The organism is Vibrio sp. Vb1018 (genome assembly GCF_033338775.1).
In the GTDB taxonomy this organism is placed as follows: Bacteria; Pseudomonadota; Gammaproteobacteria; order Enterobacterales; family Vibrionaceae; genus Vibrio; species Vibrio alginolyticus.
This window is the reverse complement of sequence record NZ_JAWOTI010000037.1, coordinates 1-24,143: the sequence shown is the minus strand read 5'-3', so window position 1 is coordinate 24,143 and position 24,143 is coordinate 1. Positions and strand designations below refer to the sequence as shown.

Here is a 24,143-nt window from a genome sequence, read left to right as displayed (position 1 = left end):
TCGTTTTTTGAAGTTCTCAAGATCGTTTCTAAGCCAGATTGAGCGAACACCACTTGGAGAGATAAACACGCCTAGCTTTCGCAGCTCATTGCTTGTTCTCACTTGGCCGTGTGCGGGGAAATCAATCGCGTACTTTAAAACCGCTTGTTCAGTTTCATTGTCGACACGATTTTTAAGGTTTGGTGCTCTTCGACTTTGGTTAATCAATGCGTCAACACCACCTGTTTCAACCAGCTCTTGATAACGGTAGAAAGTGTCTCTTGATACACCCATAACCTTGCAGGCTCTTGATACATTGCCAAGTTCTTCTGCAAGATTGAGAAGACCAGCTTTGTGTTTGATGATTGGATTGCTAGTATGAAGCATGAGAGTTACCTCTTAGTTTCTTTGATTTCGGATTAAGCACCTTTAATCAAAGTGGGTAACTCTCTTCATTTCAAATTGAAGTGTCAGATCTAGTCTGAACTAATACAAATAAGGCGATACAGGGCTTGCCGCCTGTTTCTGATGGGCATCGCCCACTTCTTGGAGGCCCCTGTAGCTAGGAGAAGATTATCTTCTTTACCGATTCATCCGTCGGGAACTGCTTATGTTTTTTGATTACTTTCTGATCATACTGTTTAAAGACGCGATGGTGTTGGTTGTATAGATTGCTTTACTGATGTCCTCAGGTTAGCTAAATAGTGCATTAAAATTGTTCCTGTGAGTTATTGTCCATGCGCAACTGATTTGAGGGTACTTGCCGTCGCATTTATCAGAGAACTTCTCTAACGCTAACAAGGCTTCATCTTCGGTTTTTGACTGGTAGATGACCTTCAGATCCTCCGAGACAGCTTTGTAGTCTTTCCACGGCACATGTTTCATCAGGTTTCGCACCTTATTGATGTTGTAGAGTTGGATTTGAGTGTTAGGTAAAGCGATATTTATGGCGTCAGGAAAGTCATTCAACTCATTGACACAAGTGATGATAATGTCTTTTCTACTGATATTTTGCATTAAATTAGGGGCAGTAACTATGTCTCGGTAGTTTTGGTAGAAAAACTATCTACCTCGATTACGATGAACAATGCTCCGTCAAAGAGACCCTCAATAAAATGAAGGTATTGATAGCGTATTGCAGACTAGGTTAGTTGCCACCCTTATCTGTAGACTGCTCCCTAACTCGTTTTTGGTAAAGGTCCAACAAATACCTCTGAGTAAAGTCAAACTCCATTTTGGTGATTTAATAGGTGATATCTACCTATTATTTTTGATTAGGAGCCACGTGTTAAAGTTCTGAGGAAATCGCTTCGAAGTAGCTGGTATATTATAGCTCCGCTGTGTATTTAGCCCATGAGAAGGCATAACTGAACTTCAGCGCCAGTCTTGCAGATCAGGAGTTACCCTTGATGGTGTTATTGGCCAATGATGAAAACGTGGCTGATCAATCGTTGTGGATTTTTTGATAAAAGCATTGACAGTCCTATTTATATAAGATAATTTCTAATGGCTTCCCGAGATACCTCTCAGAAAGCTCTGAATAATATAATAAAAGTCATAATAAAAAAGATAATAACGATAAAAACTACAGGCAAAAACAAGCCAAACCGTTATTACATTACGACTCAATATATTTTTTGGAGGCCCCATGAGAGAGTCAAACGTCATATTTTCAGTTCTAGAAGTTATAGTAAGTTTGAGAGGCGATCGAGCTTGTTTAAATGCTCAATTATTTGAATTATCGCTTCGAACCTGCATTAATTTAACTTTAAGCACCCCTGTCGACTTGTATCAGCATTCCTTCGTTCTAACCAAGACGAATATGGAGGCTGTATAATGTTTAGACCTAGTCCAAACCCAGAAGTCTACTCTTACAGACGCTTTTCAAACATTGAGCAAGAAAAGGGTACCTCGTTGGCGCGTCAGGATAAATATGCCTACGAAATTGCTGAAAAATACGGCTTAACAGTTAATGAGGATCTTATTCTAACTGATAAAGGGTTGTCTGCATTTCATGCTGAGCACAAAACAAAAGGTGCATTCGGAGTATTTTTAAGTCTAGTCAAGTCTAATCACATCAAACCAGGTTCATTTTTAATTATTGAATCTTTAGACAGGATGAGCCGAGAGCAGGTGATACAAGCTCAGTCAACTCTTAATGAACTGGTGATGGCTGGCATCACCGTGATAACAGCAAGAGGGGATAAAGTCTTTAATCGTAAAACATTCAGTGCTGATCCTGTTGGAACAATGTTGTATGCCATTATTGAGATGCAACGATCTCATGAAGAGTCATTGCGTAAACAAGGCTTTAGCATAGACTTCATTCACGAACAGGTAGCAAACTTCCGTAAGGGTGAGATAGCTGATGTGTCAGGCAGTCTACCATTTTGGTTATCCCGCAAACCAAAGTCACACCCAAAGGAAAAAGCGGGCTTTGAACTTAATGAGCACCAATCGACAGCACTATTGATTGTGGAACTCTACTTAAAAGAGAACATGGGCTTAAACTCTATTAGTCGAGAGCTAGGAACTCGAGGCATCAAATCCCCAACGGGAAGGGATGTTTGGGGTGTTTCTACTATTACTAGTATTTTAGCGAACCCTTCACTATGTGGTAGAAAAGTATTTGAGATTAAGTATTTGAAAGAAGGGGAAACAGTTAAAGAGAAGTTCGAGCTTGATAACTATTATCCCCAACTTATTTCAGAAGAGGAATTTGAAACAATTCAGGCAGTTAAAAAGCGAAAGCATCAAGCTATGAATGGTGATAAATCCGTTTCTCAAGAAAATGCGCTGGTATATTTGTTGACCGATTATGGTAAGAAGTCTACTTGTGCTAAGTGTGGTAAGAGTATTGGTTCGCAACCTCAAAGGCAAAAGTATCGCATCAGAAGGCGATTACATTGTAGTACCCAAAAAGAAACTAAAACCTGTTGCAAAAGTATCATCCAAGATTACCTAGAAGATGCCTTCTTGATGTCAGTCTCCCGTCATATTGACTACGACTTGATAAATCAAGATGTGGATAGCAACACCAAACTAACCATTGATGAGAAAATCAAAGAGATTGACCAGAAAATGGATAACATCTTAGATACTTTAACTATTATTTCAGATGGTGAGAAAAGGGCTTCAGAGAAGGCGAAATACCAAGTCTTGCAAAATAAAAAAGAAGAACTGAAAAAGCAATCAAGTGAGTATGAAACATACACAATCAGTGCTGACTCGATCAAAGAGTTTATTAATAAAGTACAAGCTGCTCGTAATTACCGTAATCGAGAAGCTCGCCTACTAGTAAAAGATGTATTGGTCAAAGCAATTAAGAAGTTATCAGTGCATATGGAACCAAAACCACTTTCCTATTACGGCTACGGAAACATTCATGGCAATGCTTTAGTAAACGTGATCGATGTGGAATTTTACTCGAGTCGTAATCTCTCGATATTTGTTACTAGTGAGAAAGACGCAGGCGAATTGTTGTTTACTCGGATTGATGATGATTTTGCTAATGATGCGCGAGGCAGTTACACAGAAGAACAACTTGCATACTGGAACCAGCATGGTTTCGAGGCGTTGCTTGAAAAGTTAGCTATGAATGATTCCAAAAGTGACAGCAGTGCTCCTGATAATGTTTGGTTAGGCTATGACATAGCGAGTGCTTTATCTCAAATAGTAGTTGATGAGCTTGTTGAAGAGTAAATAATATAAGGTAAGTAGTATATGGTGACGTCTTTCCCACCATTTATTAAGCAATGTTTGAATGTATGCGCAACAGAAGTCATCATTGTGATCGGGGAGTATATCCCCGATTTTTTACAAAGTAGTGCTAGGCGAGTTGTCCTATCTGAGCTGAAGGACCTTGTTGCTTCTGTTCGTTATCATCAAGAGGGATACCGACAAGGCTATGAAAGATGGTTAAGTTCAATTTGTATTACGTGCCAATTATCTAGCCTAGTTATTGAGAAAATATCGCACTACTTTAAATGTGATCTTCTAGATGGTAATGGTAACATCATTATTTCTAAAAGTGCTTCTCGAACACTACATCTTCTAAAGGGTTACAATGTCACCTTTGACATCAACCTTTTTAGTCTCGCAAAAGCACAATATTTAGGCAGTGATATTAAACAAGATCAGGTAGATATTGACGATAAAATTAGACTGTTTCACGAAGAAGTAAATAGTATTAGTCATTTGAGCAAGAGAAAATTTTCCTCTTTGATGAAGAAGTCTAACAAGGTGTACCTAGACAGTGTGATTGATGCATCATTAGACTTCGAACCATCGAAACATGGAATTAGAACCTATTATGACAAGCGATTTTCAGGCTTTTACTTGGGGAGTTTTATTACTCATCCGCTAAAGTTTGAATACCATCTGTATGATGGAAAAAGCAACACCCGCAAGCCATTTCCTATGCCTGATATAACTTTATTGAAGGCTGGGACAGGGACGGGAAAAACAGAACTTGCTATCCAAATTCTACATTCGTTTCATCGTCAAAAAAAGCGTACAGTCTTGATTTCTAACCTAAAATCTGTAATTGGCTCATTTAAAAATCGAGTAGAAGATAGTGTTGCTAATCATTTGTTAGAGCAAGATATTACTGGCCCTGATGAACGAATAAAACAACTTAGTTTAGTTACCTCAGACGCACCATTAATTGCTTTGGAAACGTCGAATCACGTTGTGTCCACTTTAAAATCGATAACGAAACAAGTTATACAACATCGTATAAAATATGCAGACTTAGTTATTATTGATGAGGCAGAAAAAGTACTTGAAGCAGTGTATGCAACTGGGGAGAAGTACCTGAAAAAAGCAGAAAAAGATACGATAAAAAACCTGCTCAGCGTGATTTTCTCTGGTCAGCAAAAGGTTATTTTGATGGATGCTGATTTGACCGACCATTTGACGACAACTGTTGTGAAAAAAGACTGTGGAGATAGACGGGTAGTCGCGGGTATCTTACCTCCAACAGCCGTGTGTGATAACGTTAGTAAAACAAATATTCAGGCAAAAATAGGGGAGTGGTGTCGGTATCAAGATCATTTGCTTTCGAATGGCTTAAAGCCAAATACCAAAAACTTCATTGTGTGTGATAGCAAAAAGAGCATTGAGTCATGGCTTATTAGTAGTGGTTATTTCATTTTTAATGGACAGAGAAAGGTCGCTGACTTTAAAGCAGCAATTGAAAATAAGATCTTAGCAATAGTGAAAGGAGGTGATGATGAAAACTACCTTTTAGAGGAGCAAGATGCGTTTTTGAATGATCCGTCTAATGAAATTCAAAAATACGATACTGTTATTGTCAGTCCAATTCTAAAAGAAGGTTTTGATATAAATACTAAACATGCTGAAATAGTGACGGTGTTCGCTTCAGGGGTATTAACGCCCAAAGAGTTGATTCAGTTTGCTTCCCGACTCAGAACCGCAAAAAGAATGGTATTTGGGTTACTTCAACCACCACCATTTCATTCAATTAGTTTTTATCGTCACGCTTATACCGAAGATGAACGTTTCGAGGCACGTTTAGCGAAACACCGACAGATACTTCTGGATAATTTGCATTATGCCCTCTATGAAACATTGCGGCGAAGTGGTTTTAAGATTGATGATAGTGATGAAGTATTACCCAAAGGCGATGTTGAATACACCTATAGCCTTTCCCTAAAGCATGACTTTGATGCGACAGTCAAATCGATGCTCAGAGGTGAAGCTGATATTAGTATGCATAGCCAAGATGCTCGTAAACAAGCAGAGGCAGTAGAGGTACTAAGAAGAATATTACATCTAGCTAGTTTCTCTTTTGAGCCTACTAAAATACCAATTAAGTCAACAGGAAAACTGGAAGTAAGCATTGAATCAATTTTTTATGAACTGCTTGATAATTCATCTGTTGTTAATTATATCTTGCCTAAATCGCTAAAAATCACGACAGCATGGAAGAAATTTGAGATGCGTGGTATGGCAGCAAAGGTAAATAAACTGTTTCGTTTATTGGGGTTTGACGTACAAAGAACAAATAAAGGTAAAATGGTGAATGTTATTAAACGTGAAGAGGGAAGTGGAACCTAGACCTTTGGACACTTGAGTTGAGTGGTGGTGTTGACCAATTTAGCCTTGGATATGCGTGAAGTCATTAACCTGCGGTATATTAGCTCAGTCTCTGACGAACAGGCATACCAAGCACAGTGAGTTTGTTCAACCCCTTAAAGTTAACAAAAATTTCACCTAGTTGGCCATTGTCTTTTCTCAGCGTCACTTTCCCACTGAGCAGTTGCTTGTAACGATACATCGCAGTCCCAACTAGTGAGCGTTGGTGATAACGGCTGTCCATTTTCCATTGTTCTAGTTGGTCTGACTGCTGGGCAATAACATATTCGTTTCTTGGGTGTTCGTCATCCCAGAGGGCAACATTCTTTCGAGGAGGGAGCACCGTATTCGCTCCCTTTTTGCCTATCACTTCATAACAACCTCGTGTGTCATCGGCACCATCTGTCCATACTTGTTCTATTTTATTGTGTAAAGGATTCAAGAGACCAGGCTTTACCTAGCTATTATGGACGCTATCTAGAGAAACTACGGAAGAGATGATGTCGTGGCTATCTGCGTCAAAGTGGACTTTGCGCCATCCGCGTCGGCCTTCACTGCCATACTTACGAACCATCCATTCCCCTTCACCAAAAATTTTAACACAAGTTGCGTCAATGAGCAGGTGTGCCACTGGACCTTTAGGAGGTTGGCGATATTCACCTCTATTGTTCGTGTTCGCTTGCGTACGTTGGTGTAATTTGGCGAATGTAAGTCTACATGCAGCAGAACAAACAGCGAATCAATGCTTCCGCGGAATAACTGAACTCATTAAAGCCCAGTAAAGCGCGGAGTGGCAGGTTGAAAAGCCCTGCCAGCATCGGGGCAGTATCTATTCCTCTGTGTCCAGACGGAGTATCACAGTACCAATTGGCGATAGCATCGTCGTCCATCCAAAACGTCAGCGAACTTCGGTTTATGAGCGCTTGGTTGGATTCTTTCCAGTTGGTGATTTTTTCTCTTCGATTTCCCCATCTGTTTTTTCCTATACTCTGGTATCAAAGGATCATAACGCTGGTTTACGGAAAGGTTCCATCGGTTTAGATCAAGCTCTTTAAGGTATGCCCGAAAATTGGATGTCAGTTCTTTCTCTGATAATCTTCATGTGTCCTACTTGATTGATAGTGCGTATCAAATGTGTGCATTAACCTTGTTTTACATATATATAGTGATTAATGCACACAACCATATTACTGGCTTAATAGAATAGCAGTATGCGTTAGCATACTGCTTTTACTACTTAACGGCTTTGATATGATGGACACAGCTTCCTTCTGGTGTCGTTGTAACAAACTTATGGTAGAGCCAGTGATAACAGAAGTAACAATTATTTCTATAGAAGTTACCGTGGTTCGATATTGCTAAAGACCTGTTCCAAGTATCTATGTTGGGAAATAACTGCCAAATCCTGTTTAAGCGCCAAGCTAAGGGAGACAAACTTTCTGATAATGTCTTTTAACTACAAGAGATAACTGTTTTTGCTATGGATCCGTACAGGAGCTATTTGCGGAGTACTTTCTGGACTTGACATTCATTTTTTCCCTTTGAATCTGATTAGTCGCAATAATTTAGAACTAGGGGGTGATACAACACTTATCCGTTGATGCAACTGGTATCAAGGTGTACGGAAAACGTGAAGCGCATAGTTTTGCTTAAGTTGCTTGTCGCAGTAGTTACTAGCACCATCGAAGTCATCGCAGCAGAGCAGAGTTTGTCTAATGTAACGAGGGCCGAAGTGCTACCAAACTTACGTTAATTAGGCACGTCGAAAAGTCATTGCTCTATCGCGAGTGGATCATATGGTACAAGGAAGAGGCATGATGTTATGCGTTATAAACAAGCCGTTTTGTTCATTCCATCAAGAGAAAAAGCAACCATATGGGAAAGAGGACATTCTCGAATTTTAGCGTTAGATTGCCACAAGTTGTGCGGCTCCAAAAAATTGAAGATGCTGTATGGCTATCATAAGCGTTCGATATTAGAGACGATGCAGTAGTTAGGTGGGAAAGTAAGCATAAGAAATTACAACGAATAGGTGAATGAGACTTACACTATGATAAGGATAGAAAAGCTTTTGGTGTTAGATGTGCCTGAAACTCAGTATATTAATTAAGGATTAGTCACGATGTGTGGGAGCATTTCTTCTCTATGAATGAAGTAAAGCCGACTAAATAATCTGAAGGTAAGATTGATATTTTTGTTAGCAATATTTTAATTATTTTATAAAAATAAAATAATACTCCCATATAAACTGTAAATGAGTGAAAATTAAAATCGGATTTATATGGTGATACTACAAACTAGAACAGTTAAAGTACTTATAGCGCACTCGATACAAAGCACGAAGAGATAAATAAAACAAAGGGATTAATATTGCATATATTTATAAAATAAAACATTGACTCTTTACTAAGAAGTGATTAATGTATTTCATAAGTTGGCTGACAATTGGTCCCCTACCGCTAACTAGACACTAAATGTATCGTTCTGATATCGGTGTCCTCAATAGATAATAACAGCATTAAGAAAAATAAAACTGCTTACAGCAAAGTTTAAACTTACTTAATTCTAACTCTCTATGGAGGACATTATGGACAATAGTGATACTACTGACTTCGATCTATCTAATCACCCTTTAACCTCATCAAATCTTGATTTACACATATTTAATGTTATTAGTAATGTTGGTGTAATTAATAATATTAATCGCAAAGAATATATATGTGATATTCCATTGGTAAAAGCAGTGCAATTGGCTCTATCACGTAAAAACCCAGACATGGACTTAGATTGGGAGATTAGTGACAGCCTCTCAAAATATACCTCAAACATAACCGAATATAATGAGTTAGAAAGCTATATTAGGCAAACCTATCTTGATACGAATTACTTGTGTTTCCTAGGAAATGATCTTAGCGGAGAACTTTCTGCTGTAAATGAGATTAAGCATATCTTGCTATATCATGGTAACAAACTCATTGTTGATGATGATTGTTTTTCTGCGTTTAAGTTTGGGTTAATCACCAAGAGTGGTTCTCACTTGTCTTGCTTATTCATAAATAGAACCTCTGATTTACAAAGCCATCATGTTAGAGGTGTCGACTATATATTCTGTCAAGTTGATGATTTCCTTATCCCTTCGCCAGAAGAAATAACCAATTGGGAATATAAGCCACATCTAAAAGTTGTCACAACAGCCGCATTAGTTTCTTGGCACGAGAAGAAGCTGTGTTGCTAGGGAGGGGAGCCGCTATGTATGGATATTCAGAAGTGTACTACTTTTGTGCGCTTAGATTTGTTTATCAACTTACACCAACGGAGAGGGTGTTACTGAGACAGAACCCGAGAGGTTCTCAGTTTAATAAAGAGTTGATTAAATGTTGTTTAATGATAGTTGATGGAAGAAAGAAGATGTCGGATATGAGAATAAGTGATGGGAATTTGGAGAAACTTCTTGAGCGATTTAGTAAAAAGTCTGTAATTACTGAAATTGGTAACTATATAATTGACCACGATAACGGGCGGTACATCACGATTGATTACGATGTCTACCAATTACATTTTGAAGATATAAAAACTGATTTTGATTATCAAAACAGAAACATGAGTCACGGTACTACTTTATTAAACGTGAATATACCTGCTTATGGTGTGATGTCAAAATTGAAAGTGAATGGTAGGTTAGTGATGATCCCACACTCCGCTGAGTCATTAGCATTCACGTTTTGGAAATCAAAACCCTCTTGGATTTTGACAAGGATCGATGCAATCATATTGTCAAATCCAGGAAAAAGCAGCGCTCTTATAGCTAAATTCCTGACTGCTGATGGTCGTGAGACTAGATTTATTTTTAGCATTTATGCATCTCACGTTAAGAGTAATCGAGAAAACTTGGATGTAATATGCTTAATCGATGACCGTGAATACGAGGTTTGTATTCACGGACAAAAGGAAATGAATGCAATCTCAATAATTGATTTGTTAGTTTAAAGGCGACTTGCTGCTTAAGGTAGACAGGGCAGTATGATTCATCATACTGCTTTTTCTAGACTAGCTTTTCTCCCGAAGTCTCTAGTACCACTCTCTGACTTATCTAGGCTGAAGGTTTTTCCACTAATATGCACAATGTTTATACTTTAATTATACATAAACGCAGTGAAAATGAAGTTTTGGAATTTTTTTTGCTTTATTAAATGGTTTTTTCTGTTGACTTTGTGTTGGATGTGGTGGTAGCTTTTATTACGTTCCAGTGAGGAAGCTCTATGGACTCAATAATAATATAACAACTTAGATAATAAAATAATAAGTTCGATGTGTGTTTCTAAAAAGTACTTGAAACAGCATTGAAAGATACGTGCCAAGGTGGCTAAAAATTAGCCAGTAAGTTTGGCGTTTGAACTAAGTTATCAAGTTCAAAAATGAGCTTGTATTATTAATTGGAGTCCATCATGGATATTTTTAACACAGAAAAACAGTTCACTTCTTTCCACCTAAATCTTGATTGGGATAGATTAGGCTCTCTATTAGAGTCTTCCGACGCCCATCTCATAGTCACATCTTGCGACGGTATTCCACTCGATGATGATGTATCAGGCCAGTATCAGATAAGATTCTTTGTTGATTTAGAACTAGTTGCTATTTGTAATGCTGATGAGTGTTACGGTATTAGCGACTTAGAGCTACATCCGTCTTTTGCTAATCATAGGCAACTTATAGCCAAATTTTTTTCTGGGTATTTGCTTGCTCCAGAGTTTTTGTTCGAAATCAGTGAATTTAATGCTGTGTCATTGATGGTACGACAAGCATTGCGAGATGGTCAATACGCAGTTCGTACTGTTGATGGTGATGAAGTTCTTCTTCTACACGGTAGTAGAGATATCGCTACGTTGAGCTTTTCCGACGAAGCCCAAAAGGTATCATTTACATCTGAATTAGTCATTGGCAGCCCAATTTATAGTGACAAACTAACATCTGAAATCCTCGATTCGTTTGGCCCCAAGGTACAAGAACTGACTAAGCAAGTTAAAGTAGGCCTTGTAGAAAAGGTTAAGACTCTGAATGAAGATCTTCGTTTCGATCGTGTTCCTCGTGCCATGTTGATGACTAAAGAACCATTATTTGTATCGTCAATTTTCAAAGACGGTGAGGTATAAGATGGTGACCAACGAGCAAAAACTTACTCTGGTGAGAGGTATTCCAGGCTCGGGAAAGTCAACGCACGCTAAAACTTTAGATGCAAAGTTGGTCGAGGCTGATCAGTTTTTCATCGATAAAGATGGCCTATATCAATACGATAATGATCAGATTAAGGATGCTCATAACTGGTGTAAGCTTGAAACTAAGCGTCTCTTGAAAGCTGGTTTCAATGTTGTTGTTGCCAACACGTTCGTGAAAAACTGGGAAATGAAATTCTATCAAAACCTAGCGAATGACATGGGACTTGCCTTTGAGGTCATTGAAATGAAGGGGAGTTATCAGAATGTACATGGTGTTCCTAATTCAGTTGTTGCACGCATGGCTTCTCAGTTTGAAACGCTTGACTCAAGCTTTGTAACTATAAAAAGAGGTTACGCAGCATGAGTAAGATTGAAGTAAGACTTAGTAATATTGAAAAAATGAATACGACAGCTAAGAGGCATTGGTATGGGTCGCTTTGTCATTTAGCATATCTGCTTTAGTAATAGGCGTTTTCGTTGTAGAGCTTAGCAAAAGAGACTTTACTGTAGGTATCGACAAAGTTTGCTGGTAGATGCGTCCAACTCCGTTCAAGTTGACTACATAAAAGGTATCCTGAGAGCCTAAGTAGCATGGATAAGCCGTTTCTATCTTCATCGTCATGCTTTACGCTCTCGGGCTGCAACTGTCTCATCCGTTCAATGATGCCGCTCTCATTGACCTGTTTCTCTAAAGCAATGGGTCGCTTTTTAAAGTTCTCGAGATCGTTTCTAAGCCAGATTGAGTGGATACCGCTTGGGGAAGGAAACAGGCCTAGTTTAAGGGGAGCAGGTCACTTGTTCTCACTTGGCCGTGTACGGGGAAATCAATCGCGTACTTTACAACTGTTTGTTCAGTTTCATTTTCGACATTATTTTTAAGGTTTGGTGCTCTGCGATTTTGGTTAATCAGTGCGTCAACACCACCTGTTTTAACCCGCAATTGATAACGGTAGAAAGTGTCTCTTGATACATTGTCAGCTTCTCCTGCAAGATTGAGAAGACCAGCTTTGTGTTTGATGATTGGATTGCTAGTATGAAGCATGAGAGTTACCTCCTTGTTTCTTTGATTTCGAATTAAGCACCTTCAATCAAAGTGGGTAACTCCCTTCAGTTCAAATTGAAGTGTAAGATCTAGTCTGAACTAATACAGCTAAACGAGCACCAAGTTGCTCGATTAACTCGCCAACTCCAAAGATGGACTGACAAGTTGCTGGAGTAGAGCATTGTTGTTGCTAGAGTCAAATAGAGCTTTCAAGTCATTTTTTTTATCGTGGAAGGTTAATGCTATAGGGTTTACATCTCCACGGATCGTTGCTTTTGCTTTTGAGTTACACCAGCTTCTGTAGTGCTGGAGCGTGTGGTTGTAGCGCTTGGTATTCTCCCGCATAAGATGTTCGGATAATTTAAATTTCCCATAACGGTCACAAAGTTGGCTTTCTAGATAGATTGCCTTTGGCATTATATCCAGAACCATGGTGATGAAATCTAGCATTTGCTCAAGGTGGCGATCGGTAAGCTGATCTGCAAACGAGATAAGGTTATCAATCAATGATAGAACCTCGTTTCTCTCAATAGAAAGTTGAGAGATAAGGTTTGCGGCGATATCTTGGGTTTCTGAAACCAAAGATTTATCTAACAAAAGAACTCTTGCCGATTCTATCGCTCCAAAATACTTGGATAATTTTTCCATGTAAAACAATATATTTTGAGCGCTAATATCTGAAGAAATTAGATCCATTGTCTCTTGAAGCTTGTCTATTTTTCTTGCCAAATACATTGTTTGAACAACGATAGCACCAACAATAATAGTTGTAGACAGTCCAATTGCCGCCATTTGAGTAGCATGGTTTGCTTGTATTAGCTTACTGATCTCACTTAATTTTTCAGGATCGAATGCAACTTGTTTTAACGGCATATGTTGCACGATCCCAGATTGTTCAGCCAGTTCTGTCCAGTAGGCAACCCCATCTCTTAGAGTTATTTTTCCGCTTTGTAGGCCTTCAAGGACTTTGGGGTAAACTTTTTCCCAGTCAAAAGTAAATATAGTTTCCATTAGAAAATAGGCTCCACTTCATTGAGCATTTGCTGGCGCATTGCTGCAACTTGTACGACTGCGGGCAGGGTAACTCTAAAAGCAGGTCCACTAATAGCTGGTACAGTTAAAAGTACAGTAATTGCTATACCTATAGGGCCAGCAAAAACACCGATAGCACGCGCTAAACCAGCGTTGGCTGCTATGGTCAAGCCTCTTCCAAGTAGCGCTTTAGCGACTGCATTAGCAACAATCATTGCAACTTGATAAGACATAAATCCTCCCATTCGAATCGCTGCGATGATTGCAGTCAAGGCGGCACTACTTGTTAATGATGCATCGATTTTTAACTCCTTTCGCAATTCATCTCGCTCAGCTTCAGACATTTTTTCCCAAGAATCTGCAAATAGCTTTGCTAGAAGAGCCTGTTCAATATCAATAGCTTCGGCTTTGTAGTCTGTTTTGATGCTAAGTTTTTTACAGACATCAATAAGAATTTCTTTATATTCAACCCCTGAACGGCGAAATAAGTTAACTAGAGTATCACCTCCAAAATGCTGTAGCTCACCAGCGATTTGCTGCCACACTTGTTGGTAGTCACCTTTAGCCGCTTGGAACTGTTTGTCTCCTGTTAACGTTTCTGTATAACGGGTTTTTCCATCTTTGTCAGTGGTAAGGTATTTAACTAAAACACCTAGCATATCGTTATCTGCATAACGCAGAAGCTCTAAATCTTTGTCTTGTTTGTATGTATTGCTCATTTTCTTTCTTCTAGATATTGCGAGTGAGTGCCGTTTTTATACAAAGATCGGCAACAATTTATTGTTTTAAAGAGTATTTTCAGGTGGTCATAAATTTAAAAGTAATCTTAGCTGCTCTTTTAAAAGGTTTAACAACAGTCAACTTTCCTCCTAGAGACGACAGTTTGAGCAAGGTTGGTAGAACAAATGTTCATCCCTCTGTTAGTTAGTAATGTTCAGCTTTAGGTAAGGATCTCTGTCATTAACCTCTTGGAGAAACTCTCCAGGGACAAGGCTCCATGCATTCGGTAGGTGAGTAACGTTCGACCTTACGGTAACACCTTGAGTTTACCTTGTCCCTTCAGTACCTTTTTCCTTGTGTACTTAACGAGGTATCTTTTGCTGCTTGGAGTGCGAATTCTAAGGCTGTCACCAATTAGATCGCCAAGGTATTTCTTATGTCCGCTCATCTTCACGTCCTATTTAATGCTGTTTGTCGGGACTGAGTTCTGTTGTGGAGTCGCTGTAACCTGATGCAAGGTGCAAGTTTTCAACACCATACAAAGTTGGTCGGTTTGCTAACCAAAGTTGATGTTCGGGTGTTATTTGTGTTGCATTCTCAGAGCAATCGACGTTCCAACGACGCAGTAAATAACCAGTTAAAGCCGCACGAACTTCGATTGATAGCTTTCCATTCTTCATAGAGTAATCAAGCTCAATCGCTTTTGGGTAATTTACATTATTTGGGTGAGGTACTAATTCCAAAGGTACAAATCTCATCCATTGCTTATCAGCTAGCATGGTTTGAGTCTGAATTGCGGTGTTGTCCGACAGTTCAGCTTTGGTGATTCGAGAAATAACAAAATCGCGGAACTCGCACGTCTGGCAATCATATGCGCGAATATGCCAGCGTAGTCCGTTATCGACAATAGAGTGGGGAACAACAATTCGGGTGCTTTCGCCACTACTTAAGGATACATAGTTAATTTTCACTGCTTTGCTGTTTAACGCTGCTTGAGTTAGTACAGCTACGATACAAATATTAGGTGCGTTGAGCTGGCTCGGTGTTTCAAATGGTATGCCCAACCCATTGATGACACTGTCTTCCCCTGAAAGTTGGTTTGCAAGCTTTCCGAGCGTGTCGTTTGCATTGTGATTAAACAGTGGGGCAAATGCCTTTGTCTGAAAGTACCGTTTCTCAGCGTTGTCGTAGGTGAGGTTATGGGCCGCTAACTCTTTGTATAAGTTTATATCGCGAGTCGCGTTGGATAGCCCCATTTTAAAATGTTCTACAACTTCGGAACGCGTAAAGTGACCGACAAACATCAACTTAAAGTCAATGAAAGAAAGTCTTTGTTTTTGTGCGTAGTTGAGATTACCCATGGAATTCATACTATTTTTTATTTGGTCATAGTGTGAACCATTTTGGGTTAGACGTCAATTTGAGATATGATTCATCTGGTGTTGCTCGGGCATAATTCACTAGCATTAATCTATGCACTTTCCTTAGTATTATTATATGTAACGTAAAAAGCGCACAGATAGTGAAACTATCGCTGAGTAGATAGCAGAAGCAGTATGGCTCTGCCATACTGCATTTCTAATATTCAATGTTCGCTTAATTGGCTGTGATATCTATAGATAAACAATCAATATCTGCTAGGTTTGAACTTCAATGAGTCAATCTATGACTTATAGTCGATGCTAGGATTGACTTGCTTTAACTTACGAACCAATATTTTGACTTGGTTTCCCGATACTAGTATCGCATGTACTACGAACGGCAAATCAAGTCAGTCCGCATCTTAAAATTTTTCAGATGAGGCTTTGAAATATTGCAATGAATGTGAAATAATTGAAAAATTTTTGGTGAAAGTACAACAGATGGCTTTACATCAACAGTTAAAATTCTAGTGCTTGTTGGGCTTCATTTACCTAAATCTAGAAATTACACCTTATTCTGCGATATCTACCAACATTTTTAATCATATTAACCATGCTGTATCTATAATTAGTACTGTTCTATTTTTAAATGGATGAAAAAATTTAGTTTAGCGAGATTTTGTTTCAAAAATTGCAAGCTTACAATAGGCCTTTGTTGACCGTTCTATAACGAGATATTACTTCTCGCTTATTTGATTCCACTTGATTAGGGTTATGGATTGTCGTGTCAAGGTAAGTTCCCAAACTTACTTATCATATCTAAAGTGATTTATTTTCAATCAAAGCCCTATGACGGTTTAATTATCGAAAACAACTAATGAAAGTTACATTAATTACACCACTAGAGGCATATGATTATTCCTATCGCAATATTCAACTAACCTAATTGGTTTAGCGAGATTTGGGATGTAACAGATAGAATAGATTAATTCGTTCTAGGGCCAGTACTTTAAAATGGGATCGGGTAACTGATGAATTGGCTCAGAGGAGAGTTTATTTATGAACTCTCCAAGGATTAACTAAGCCTTATCGTTTTGTCGGTTTCTCAGCAATGGCGATTTCAAAAGTGCCACTTTTATAGACTCAGATAGTTTGTGATGGACTTGCTCATTGATTGCTTTTTGGACGCTAAACGTCGCTAATTGATAAAAAACAATATAGTCTGATTATTTTCTTGATTTTGCTCCCATTTTAAGGATTATGAGTGGATATGCTATTTAAGCTTTAGTTATGGCCTTTTCCATGGATCGAACTTCAAATTTATGCTTGCTATCAATAGAGAAACGTTAAACCTCAGAAAACTAATTCTTTTTATCTGTATATTCAGTGTGTCGATTACACTTTTCAATACTTTTTTCTCAATTTATCAGGTTCAGCGTGAACAGCTTATACGTAATTCCATGGAGATAAACTATTCTTACGCCCAAAAAATGGCAGAGGTGACGGAGGTCTTTACTAAGTCAGCAATGCGACAAGTTGAGTATTCGGCAGATATTTTAGGTCGCGATTTTGATAGCAAAGAACTCATTGACCATGAGCTAAATCGATTGCAAGAGCAAGCTGGCTTGTTTAACTCTACTGTTTTGGTCGATAACAAAGGGACTATCGTATCAACTTCAAAAAACATAAGTAAAGCTGAAGGAATACAGTTAACAGATGAAACTCTTTTACAATCATTAAACAAAGTTCAACCTTTTATTACCAAGCCTTTTGTCTCACCAAAAGGAAACTACTTGGTCTGTATTTCGTATCCAGTTTTCTCTCCCAATAAGGAGTTCCTAGGGTACTTAGGAGGTACAATATACCTCAAGGATAATAATGTATTAAATTCTCTGCTCGATAACCATAGTTACAGCAATGGTTCATATTTATATGTCGTTGATAGTAGTAAAGCTATAATTTATCACCCTGATAAATCGCTTATAGGAAAGGTAGTTGATAGTAACTATGCTGTTGACTTGGCACTCGAAGGTGGCGGAGGTAGCATTGAAACCATTAGCTATTTTGGAGAAGAAGTACTGGCTGGGTATTCGCCTGTAAATAATACAGGATGGGGCATTATTATTCAGAGATCGAAGTCTGTGAGTTTTGATATATTAGATGGTCAACTACATTCTGTTCTTGTACGTACGATTCCTCTGAGTTTATTTACTTTTATATTTATCTGGGTGGCATCCTCGACTATATCTAAACCGCTTTGGCAGTTAGCTATGTCAATTAACAAAGCAAACGTCGAACATGCTGACTCTGTTAGCTTAAAACAAATAAAACCTTGGTATTTCGAGGCATTTCTATTGAAGTCTGCTGTTATTAAAACCTTTACCGACGTTTCGAATACGATAGAAAAGCTACAAAATGATCGCTTAACTGATGTTATGACTGGACTTACTAACCGAAGAGGTTTCGAAGAGGCGGTTGATAAACTTGAAGAAAGGAGAAGTCCCCTTTCCGTCATGGCTATCGATATAGATTTTTTCAAAAAAGTGAATGATACCTATGGGCATAGTATTGGTGATGATGTTCTGAAAGAGCTTTCTAATCTGATTAAATGTCAATCTCGTAAAACGGACATTTTATGCAGAACAGGAGGGGAAGAGTTTATAGTTTTTCTTGCTGAGATGAGTATAGAGAGTGCATTTGCGAAGGCAGAGAGGCTCAGAAAGAATGTTGAACAATACGGCTTCGCACATATAGATAAATTAACGATATCAATAGGTATATCTCACTGGATGGGAACAGATCAATCGCTTCACGAGTCCATCATAAAGGCAGATGATGCATTGTACAGAGCGAAAAGAAACGGTAGAAACCGTTGTGAAGTTAATGTTTAAGATAATAACTTAGTATTTGATTCAATGGTTTGTATTGTTGAGTTTTTCGCTACTTTAGGTGTATCACGTTAGCGGGGTGTATTTTAACAGCGAAAGTAGCTAAGACTTAAGTGATGTTTGCAATAGTCGCTTAATAAGTCAACGTTAGTAGGAGGATTGAAAGCTCGCTCCAGTGTGCATATTTAGGTGCATTCAGCTCAGTTATTTCCCGATCGGTCGCAATCACCCAAATACGCATTCATTATGATTATGTTCGAAGACCGACTCACTGAATATATGTAACTCTGCTAGTTACACAAAATTATTTACAGGGTCTTCAGTTTAGCGGAGACGAACCAATTTTGTACATGGTCAACTAAGTTTACAGTACTGTTGGAGCTGTTCTCTTTTCGGAAACACACATGTATGGCTCACTTGCGATTTTGGCTCTATACATCGCCTTATCCGCTAACTCTATCAGTGTAGATAAACTACTTGAATCATCTGGGTATATACCAATACCGATGCTAGCTCTAATGGTTATTTCATGACCGAATGTACTTACGTACACTGGGGTTGAAATTAGCTGATTAAGCTTATTCGCCATCGACTTTGCTTCCGAAGTTCTGTCATAGTGTTTCGTCAAATTAAACAATACGAGAAATTCATCTCCCCCTAACCGAAAACAAATATCATCTGTGCGCAGGCTTTCAGTTAATCGTCTGGAAACCTCTTTTAAAAGTAGATCACCAGTACCATGTCCAAATGAATCATTTATGGCTTTAAACTTGTTTAAATCTAAGTAAGCGATCCCCATGCAATTTGAGTTAAAAATCGCTTGAGACTGCTTTTCTAGTAAAATATTAAGATGTCGCCTATTGAATAAATTTGTTAACGGATCAGTAATTACCTTAGTGCGGAGGTCTTCGACAAATTCCTGTATGGTAGAGAAGTCGTGAATAGTTGCTATGCCACAGCGCTCACCATTCAGTGTGATACTCGCGATTGAGATTCTTGCGGCAAAAGACTCGCCATTTGACTTGATACAAGACAACATATTTCGTGACATCATAGTTCTAGCTAGGGACTGATGCTCTATGAAATGCTTAACTTTTTCTTTATGCATTTCACTATGAGTGGCTGGTAGAAGCTTTTCTAAGCTAAGGTTTTCCATTCCCTCTGACTCATACCCAAATAGTTGATTACATGACTGATTGGCGAATAAAATATTAGAGTTCTGATCGACGATTAAAATAGCGTCTACCAGAAAATCCAAGAACTGATAGATTTGTGTTGGTTGTTGCATTATTACTTTTTTCCATATCGCTCTGGATTAATTTAGCTTGTTAAACTTCAAACATACGTATGCATGTTGAGTTTTTATAATAGCATTGCTATATGTGTGGTTTTCGTGAGGAGTTTAAGCTATTAGGCTCAATAACACAATGAATTGCTAGTGAAAACTGTAAAGGTAAGACCATCATGTTAGTAATGGGTTTATGTAATGCCAATGCCATGTGGTTCTTTTTATTGCATAATAATCCATTGTAAGGCTAGTCCGTATGCAAATGAGTGAGTTTGTCGATTACCAATAATAATGAAAGTTAGTTGATGTTGGTTCTATCGAGTTTCATTTAACTAACTCGAATAATTGCTAACAAATGACTTAACCTGGTGTTTGATTGGTGTTAGTACTATGGATAAATAAAATTTCATTGACATTAATAAAGGGATGGCACTTCTTTCTTATTAGAACTATAAGTGTATTGTATCGATTTACAATTTAAAAAATCATTTATAGAATATGAAGCGATTTTATTTAATAATTTGTGAACTGTTATAGATTACATTATTCAATAAATGAAGCTTTCATCTCTTACGTTATATAAGGAATACTAGGCGCCAATATGAACGAATTAGAAAAAATATTATTAAACATCCGCAATCTAAGGGTATTTTCTCGAGATCTCACGTTAGATCAGCTTGAGGAGGCTCACAATAAGTTAACAACAATTGTTGAAGAACGACGTGAAGAAGAAGAAGTTTTAAGAGCCGAGCAAGCAGAGAGAGAAGCAAAGCTCGCTGCAATAGCAAAACAGATTAAAGAGCAGGGTATTGATGTTAATGAACTTGTTTCGGCACTTTCATCGAAAAAGGTCAAGAGTAAGGGAAAGGGTCAGGCTCGAGCGCCTAAATATAAATACGTTGATGTCAATGGTGTAGAAAAGACATGGACTGGTCAAGGTCGTACGCCATCGGTTATCCAAAAAGCACTTGATGCTGGTAAAACATTGGATTGTTTTGCTATTTAATTATAAACATCGCTTCACAGCCATGGTTTCAGTATTGATTCGCTGACATCTTCGTCTCAAGTTATTGAGTTGGGTCTCTTAGAACTATCAATATTGTTATATCTGGAATATAACAATATTGATTTTCATATGTCCTAACATATCTAGATTTCCTATCTCAATTCACTCCTTGACTGACATCTACCACTATTCGTTGCGGCTAGTTTAGTGATGACAGCCACTAAACGCAGTTTAAAATCAGAATTACACATCTCTCTGAACGTTAAGGAGAAGGCTGACAGTTCTATGGGTGTCTTAACAATGTGACGAAAAACACCAATACCAGCCAGCGTGAATAAGAGTCAGTTACTTAAGTAACCAAGCTCAACGGTCGGAGTCCTAGGGACTAGAAGAGCAAGATATTGTATAAAGGCTGCCACGTATATTTGGCGTGATTTCTAAGCCTGCGTGCTATTCTGACAGAATATTAAGGGAGGACTAGAGCGAAGAGCGTTTTGGCAAGTTGGATTTTTTTGACCTTATAGACGCTGATTCTGCATTCGAGTCTAAATCGAAATGTACGTTAACCTGAACGCCTTCTCGTTCAAATGTCATATCATCAAAATCCGTCATTGTAATCTTGAAGCCATTACGAGCGAAAAAGCCAGTAACCATTGTACGCTGTTTTATTTGCAATGCGGATGCCAGCAACTTATCCATAAGTACATATCCTTTCTTATTTTGTGGGGTTGAACTAAACCTAGTGCTCGTTAATCATGAAGTCAATTTTAGTTACAAAGTTGATTTCATTTATGTGCGCTCGGGATACGAGTCCCTGATTAACTTAACATTCAGGTTAACTCAGGTGTGACCGTGTAACTAATGAGCTGAAACCTTGTAAAAACAGTAGTGTCTTGGATGACGAGCGTTCTAGTTAATCGCTTACTTCGTCGAGGTGTGTGATTAAGTTCATGGGGGTATTCGACTTCATGAATTCAAAGTACCAGATAGCTATCTGCAAACTGTGTAATCTAAGGTCTGCAAAGTGTCAGAGACCGTGCGTTGATTCTATCTGCGTGAAGTTGGATTGAATACTCAATCACGGTAATAAATTCCAATTGAGGCTATATTGGGGCATCAACTTTGTCCTAGAAGGAAGTGTTGTGGAGAGCAAGAAAGACGTACCGCATGACAAATTATTAGAAAGATTATGGCATGAGGAAATTGCAAATAGGTTAGGTATAACGATATACGAGCTAGAACTCATCGATTGGTATACCGACGAAGTTCTCTGTGAAGATGGGCGGTTATACAAGGTGAGACTAAATATCGAAAAAATACCATCAGATAGAATGGTTTATGAAAAAATTGAAAAAATGTTGAACAATGGTCGTTGGGTTTACTTTGATGAGTTATAAGTCTATTTTTAGTCGAATGTGTTGTGAAAAAAACAAACAGTTGGAAATAACATTAAAACATTAGGTCATTCATTGTGAGCTTCCTCAAAGTCACACTAATGATGATTTACACAGCAAGTAGGGAGCCGATACTTTAGGTAAGTCGATCGACTTAAGCTGGCATCATATACAGTTGATTTTAAAAATAAGTTGCATTAGAAGCCGTACATGAACTTTAACACAGTAAGAGAGAGAATATGAAGACTCCAAAGCTACCAGATAACGAAGCAGAACGCTTACACGCGTTAAGAGCGCTGGAGATATTGGATACTTCGTCTGAAGAACGTTTTGACCGTATAACACGAATGGCCAAACGTATGTTTGGTGTTCCTATTTCGCTCGTTAGCCTCGTCGATGAGAATAGACAGTGGTTTAAGTCTGCTCAAGGGATAGACGTGACAGAAACCCCAAGAGAAATTTCTTTTTGTGGGCATGCGATTAACGATGATGGACTCTTTATCATTCCCAATGCCATTGACGATAAAAGATTTTGTGATAACCCTTTGGTGACCGACCATCCTAAGATTCGATTTTATGCGGGGTATCCTCTTAAACTGAGACATGGGGTCAACATTGGCACATTGTGCTTGATTGATAATAAACCAAGAGAAATGGACGAAGAAGATTGCTTACTTTTGCAAGACTTAGGGGCGATGATTGAGCAGGAAATAAAGTCAGTTCAAATGGCAACCCTGGATGAACTTACTATGATTTCAAATCGTCGAGGTTTTTTGCTCCTAGCAGACCATACCCTAAAGATGTGTAAGCGCAAAAAGCTGAAAAGCTCTGTCCTGGTATTCGATTTAAATAAGTTTAAGCCAATTAATGATAATTATGGTCACCATGAAGGCGACTATGTACTGAAAGTCTTCGCGATGACGCTTCTTGAAACATTCAGAGAATGTGATGTCGTAGGCCGATGGGGAGGTGATGAATTTGTTGTATTTCTTACAGATACAGAAGCAGACTCGGTAAAGCATATCCTAGCAAGGTTTAGCGATAAGATCGGAAAATTCAACCAAGAAAGCAATAAACCTTATCGTATTGAATATAGTTGTGGTGTCAGTCATTACCGTTATGATAGCCCGCTATCTATAGAAGAAAGGATAGAAGAAGCCGATAATGAAATGTATAAGGATAAGTACACACGCTAAATTATTAAGCAAGTGTTGTTAGTGTGCGTCAATCATCATATCGATTTAGGTGCGTTGGATCCAGCCAATATGGTGATGCTATAGTGAATTTAAATTAGCCTGCAAGTAAAAGTCTCCAGTACTTGAGTAAATCCATTGGTGACTAATTTTGCAAAAAAATGGTTTGCAAGTTTTCAGAAGCGACTGATATCACCGTGCTATAGAACTGCTTGTAACGTTAGAACAGGCTAACTTTCTAATGATGTTGGTACGTGAATGGAACAGTATGCCTAAGTAATTGAAACGTTTAGAATACTCAAAACGCGCAGAACAATTAGATAACACTCATTCCTAAGAATGGGAGTGAGTGTTTATAGTGGTACAGAAGGTCTTGTTATTTTTATTAAAAAAGACTGACTCATTTTATATGTAACCGAGACAGTTACGCAGGGTTATTTACAGTCTTCATTAGCTGTATTAGTTCAGACTAGATCTGACACTTCAATTTGAAAAGAAGAGAGTTACCCACTTTGATTAAAGGTGCTTAATCCGTAATCAAAGACAATAAGAGGTAACTCTCATGCTTCATACTAGCAATCCAATCATCAAACACAAAGCTGGCCTTCTCAATCTTGCGGAAGAACTCGGCAACGTATCAAAAGCCTGTAAGGTTATGGGTGTATCTAGAGACACTTTCTACCGCTATCAAGAGCTAGTCGAAACTGGTGGTATTGATGCTCTGATTAATCAAAGTCGAAGAACACCAAACATGAAGAATCGTGTCGATAGTGAAACTGAGCAAGCCGTTCTCAAGTACGCTATCGACTTCCCAGCTCACGGGCAAGTTAGAACAAGCAACGAGCTACGTAAACTCGGTGTATTTATCTCTCCAAGTGGCGTGCGTTCAATCTGGCTTCGTATTGACTTAGAGAACTTCAAAAAGCGC

19 protein-coding genes and 2 pseudogenes are annotated in these 24,143 nt (G+C 38.4%); 12 read left to right on the top strand and 9 right to left on the bottom strand.

Going from position 1 to position 24,143, the window contains the following annotated elements; genetic code table 11:
• Window positions 1-366 (bottom strand): helix-turn-helix domain-containing protein (locus R7Z10_RS23075; RefSeq protein WP_318106096.1); only part of this gene is annotated, 366 nt, incomplete at its 3' end.
• A gap of 306 nt (window positions 367-672) precedes the next feature.
• Complete coding sequence (locus R7Z10_RS23070) at window positions 673-996, bottom strand: transposase (RefSeq protein WP_318106093.1); 324 nt, start codon at window positions 994-996, stop codon at window positions 673-675.
• Between the two features lie 819 nt (window positions 997-1,815).
• Between R7Z10_RS23070 and R7Z10_RS23065 the strand changes: the two genes are divergently transcribed.
• Window positions 1,816-3,681, top strand: a complete 1,866-nt coding sequence (locus R7Z10_RS23065) for a recombinase family protein (protein WP_318106092.1) — start codon at window positions 1,816-1,818, stop codon at window positions 3,679-3,681.
• A gap of 21 nt (window positions 3,682-3,702) precedes the next feature.
• On the top strand, window positions 3,703-6,060 hold the full coding sequence (locus tag R7Z10_RS23060) for a DEAD/DEAH box helicase family protein (RefSeq protein WP_318106089.1): 2,358 nt from the start codon (window positions 3,703-3,705) through the stop codon (window positions 6,058-6,060).
• 79 nt (window positions 6,061-6,139) lie between these two features.
• Here R7Z10_RS23060 and R7Z10_RS23055 read toward each other — a convergent pair.
• Window positions 6,140-7,064: pseudogene (locus R7Z10_RS23055) on the bottom strand (IS5 family transposase).
• Window positions 7,065-7,708: 644 nt separating this feature from the next.
• Here R7Z10_RS23055 and R7Z10_RS23050 point away from each other — a divergent pair.
• The 5 genes from R7Z10_RS23050 to R7Z10_RS23030 all read left to right on the top strand — a co-directional run bounded on the left by R7Z10_RS23050 (window position 7,709) and on the right by R7Z10_RS23030 (window position 11,655).
• The gene (locus tag R7Z10_RS23050) at window positions 7,709-7,831 is read left to right on the top strand and encodes a hypothetical protein (RefSeq protein ID WP_318106086.1); all 123 of its coding nucleotides are present in this window, start codon (window positions 7,709-7,711) and stop codon (window positions 7,829-7,831) included.
• Between the two features lie 834 nt (window positions 7,832-8,665).
• The gene (locus tag R7Z10_RS23045) at window positions 8,666-9,313 is read left to right on the top strand and encodes a hypothetical protein (RefSeq protein ID WP_318106083.1); all 648 of its coding nucleotides are present in this window, start codon (window positions 8,666-8,668) and stop codon (window positions 9,311-9,313) included.
• A 14-nt stretch (window positions 9,314-9,327) separates the two neighbouring features.
• On the top strand, window positions 9,328-10,065 hold the full coding sequence (locus tag R7Z10_RS23040; protein WP_318106080.1) for a hypothetical protein: 738 nt from the start codon (window positions 9,328-9,330) through the stop codon (window positions 10,063-10,065).
• A gap of 458 nt (window positions 10,066-10,523) precedes the next feature.
• Window positions 10,524-11,228, top strand: a complete 705-nt coding sequence (locus tag R7Z10_RS23035; RefSeq protein WP_318106077.1) for a hypothetical protein — start codon at window positions 10,524-10,526, stop codon at window positions 11,226-11,228.
• Entirely contained in the window at window positions 11,194-11,655 is a 462-nt protein-coding gene (locus R7Z10_RS23030) for an AAA family ATPase (protein WP_318106074.1), read from the top strand. Before R7Z10_RS23035 ends, R7Z10_RS23030 begins: the two co-directional genes overlap by 35 nt.
• Before the next feature lie 72 nt (window positions 11,656-11,727).
• Here R7Z10_RS23030 and R7Z10_RS23025 read toward each other — a convergent pair.
• The 4 genes and pseudogenes from R7Z10_RS23025 to R7Z10_RS23010 all read right to left on the bottom strand — a co-directional run.
• Window positions 11,728-12,333, bottom strand: a pseudogene (locus R7Z10_RS23025) (helix-turn-helix domain-containing protein); the annotation flags it as partial.
• Window positions 12,334-12,465: 132 nt separating this feature from the next.
• Window positions 12,466-13,344, bottom strand: a complete 879-nt coding sequence (locus tag R7Z10_RS23020; protein ID WP_318106072.1) for a hypothetical protein — start codon at window positions 13,342-13,344, stop codon at window positions 12,466-12,468.
• Window positions 13,344-14,084, bottom strand: a complete 741-nt coding sequence (locus tag R7Z10_RS23015) for a DUF3944 domain-containing protein (RefSeq protein WP_318106069.1) — start codon at window positions 14,082-14,084, stop codon at window positions 13,344-13,346. The genes R7Z10_RS23020 and R7Z10_RS23015 overlap by 1 nt, the downstream gene beginning before the upstream one ends.
• A gap of 462 nt (window positions 14,085-14,546) precedes the next feature.
• Window positions 14,547-15,446, bottom strand: coding sequence for a WYL domain-containing protein (locus R7Z10_RS23010; RefSeq protein ID WP_318106067.1), 900 nt, complete (start codon window positions 15,444-15,446; stop codon window positions 14,547-14,549).
• A gap of 1,388 nt (window positions 15,447-16,834) precedes the next feature.
• Between R7Z10_RS23010 and R7Z10_RS23005 the strand changes: the two genes are divergently transcribed.
• Window positions 16,835-18,337, top strand: a complete 1,503-nt coding sequence (locus tag R7Z10_RS23005; protein ID WP_318106064.1) for a sensor domain-containing diguanylate cyclase — start codon at window positions 16,835-16,837, stop codon at window positions 18,335-18,337.
• 361 nt (window positions 18,338-18,698) lie between these two features.
• Here R7Z10_RS23005 and R7Z10_RS23000 read toward each other — a convergent pair whose 3' ends face one another.
• Window positions 18,699-19,622, bottom strand: a complete 924-nt coding sequence (locus R7Z10_RS23000; RefSeq protein WP_318106061.1) for a sensor domain-containing diguanylate cyclase — start codon at window positions 19,620-19,622, stop codon at window positions 18,699-18,701.
• A 601-nt stretch (window positions 19,623-20,223) separates the two neighbouring features.
• On the opposite strand from R7Z10_RS23000, the gene R7Z10_RS22995 reads away from it, so the two are divergent.
• The gene (locus R7Z10_RS22995; protein ID WP_318106058.1) at window positions 20,224-20,628 is read left to right on the top strand and encodes an H-NS family nucleoid-associated regulatory protein; all 405 of its coding nucleotides are present in this window, start codon (window positions 20,224-20,226) and stop codon (window positions 20,626-20,628) included.
• 477 nt (window positions 20,629-21,105) lie between these two features.
• Here R7Z10_RS22995 and R7Z10_RS22990 read toward each other — a convergent pair whose 3' ends face one another.
• Window positions 21,106-21,327, bottom strand: coding sequence for a hypothetical protein (locus tag R7Z10_RS22990; RefSeq protein WP_318106052.1), 222 nt, complete (start codon window positions 21,325-21,327; stop codon window positions 21,106-21,108).
• A gap of 443 nt (window positions 21,328-21,770) precedes the next feature.
• On the opposite strand from R7Z10_RS22990, the gene R7Z10_RS22985 reads away from it, so the two are divergent.
• From R7Z10_RS22985 to R7Z10_RS22975, 3 genes are all read left to right on the top strand, one after another.
• Window positions 21,771-22,025: a hypothetical protein gene (locus R7Z10_RS22985; RefSeq protein ID WP_276419319.1), complete on the top strand. Its 255-nt coding sequence runs from the start codon at window positions 21,771-21,773 to the stop codon at window positions 22,023-22,025.
• A gap of 236 nt (window positions 22,026-22,261) precedes the next feature.
• Window positions 22,262-23,218: a sensor domain-containing diguanylate cyclase gene (locus R7Z10_RS22980; protein ID WP_276419320.1), complete on the top strand. Its 957-nt coding sequence runs from the start codon at window positions 22,262-22,264 to the stop codon at window positions 23,216-23,218.
• A 559-nt stretch (window positions 23,219-23,777) separates the two neighbouring features.
• Window positions 23,778-24,143, top strand: a 366-nt coding sequence (locus R7Z10_RS22975; protein ID WP_318106043.1) for a helix-turn-helix domain-containing protein, incomplete at its 3' end; no start/stop codon positions are given.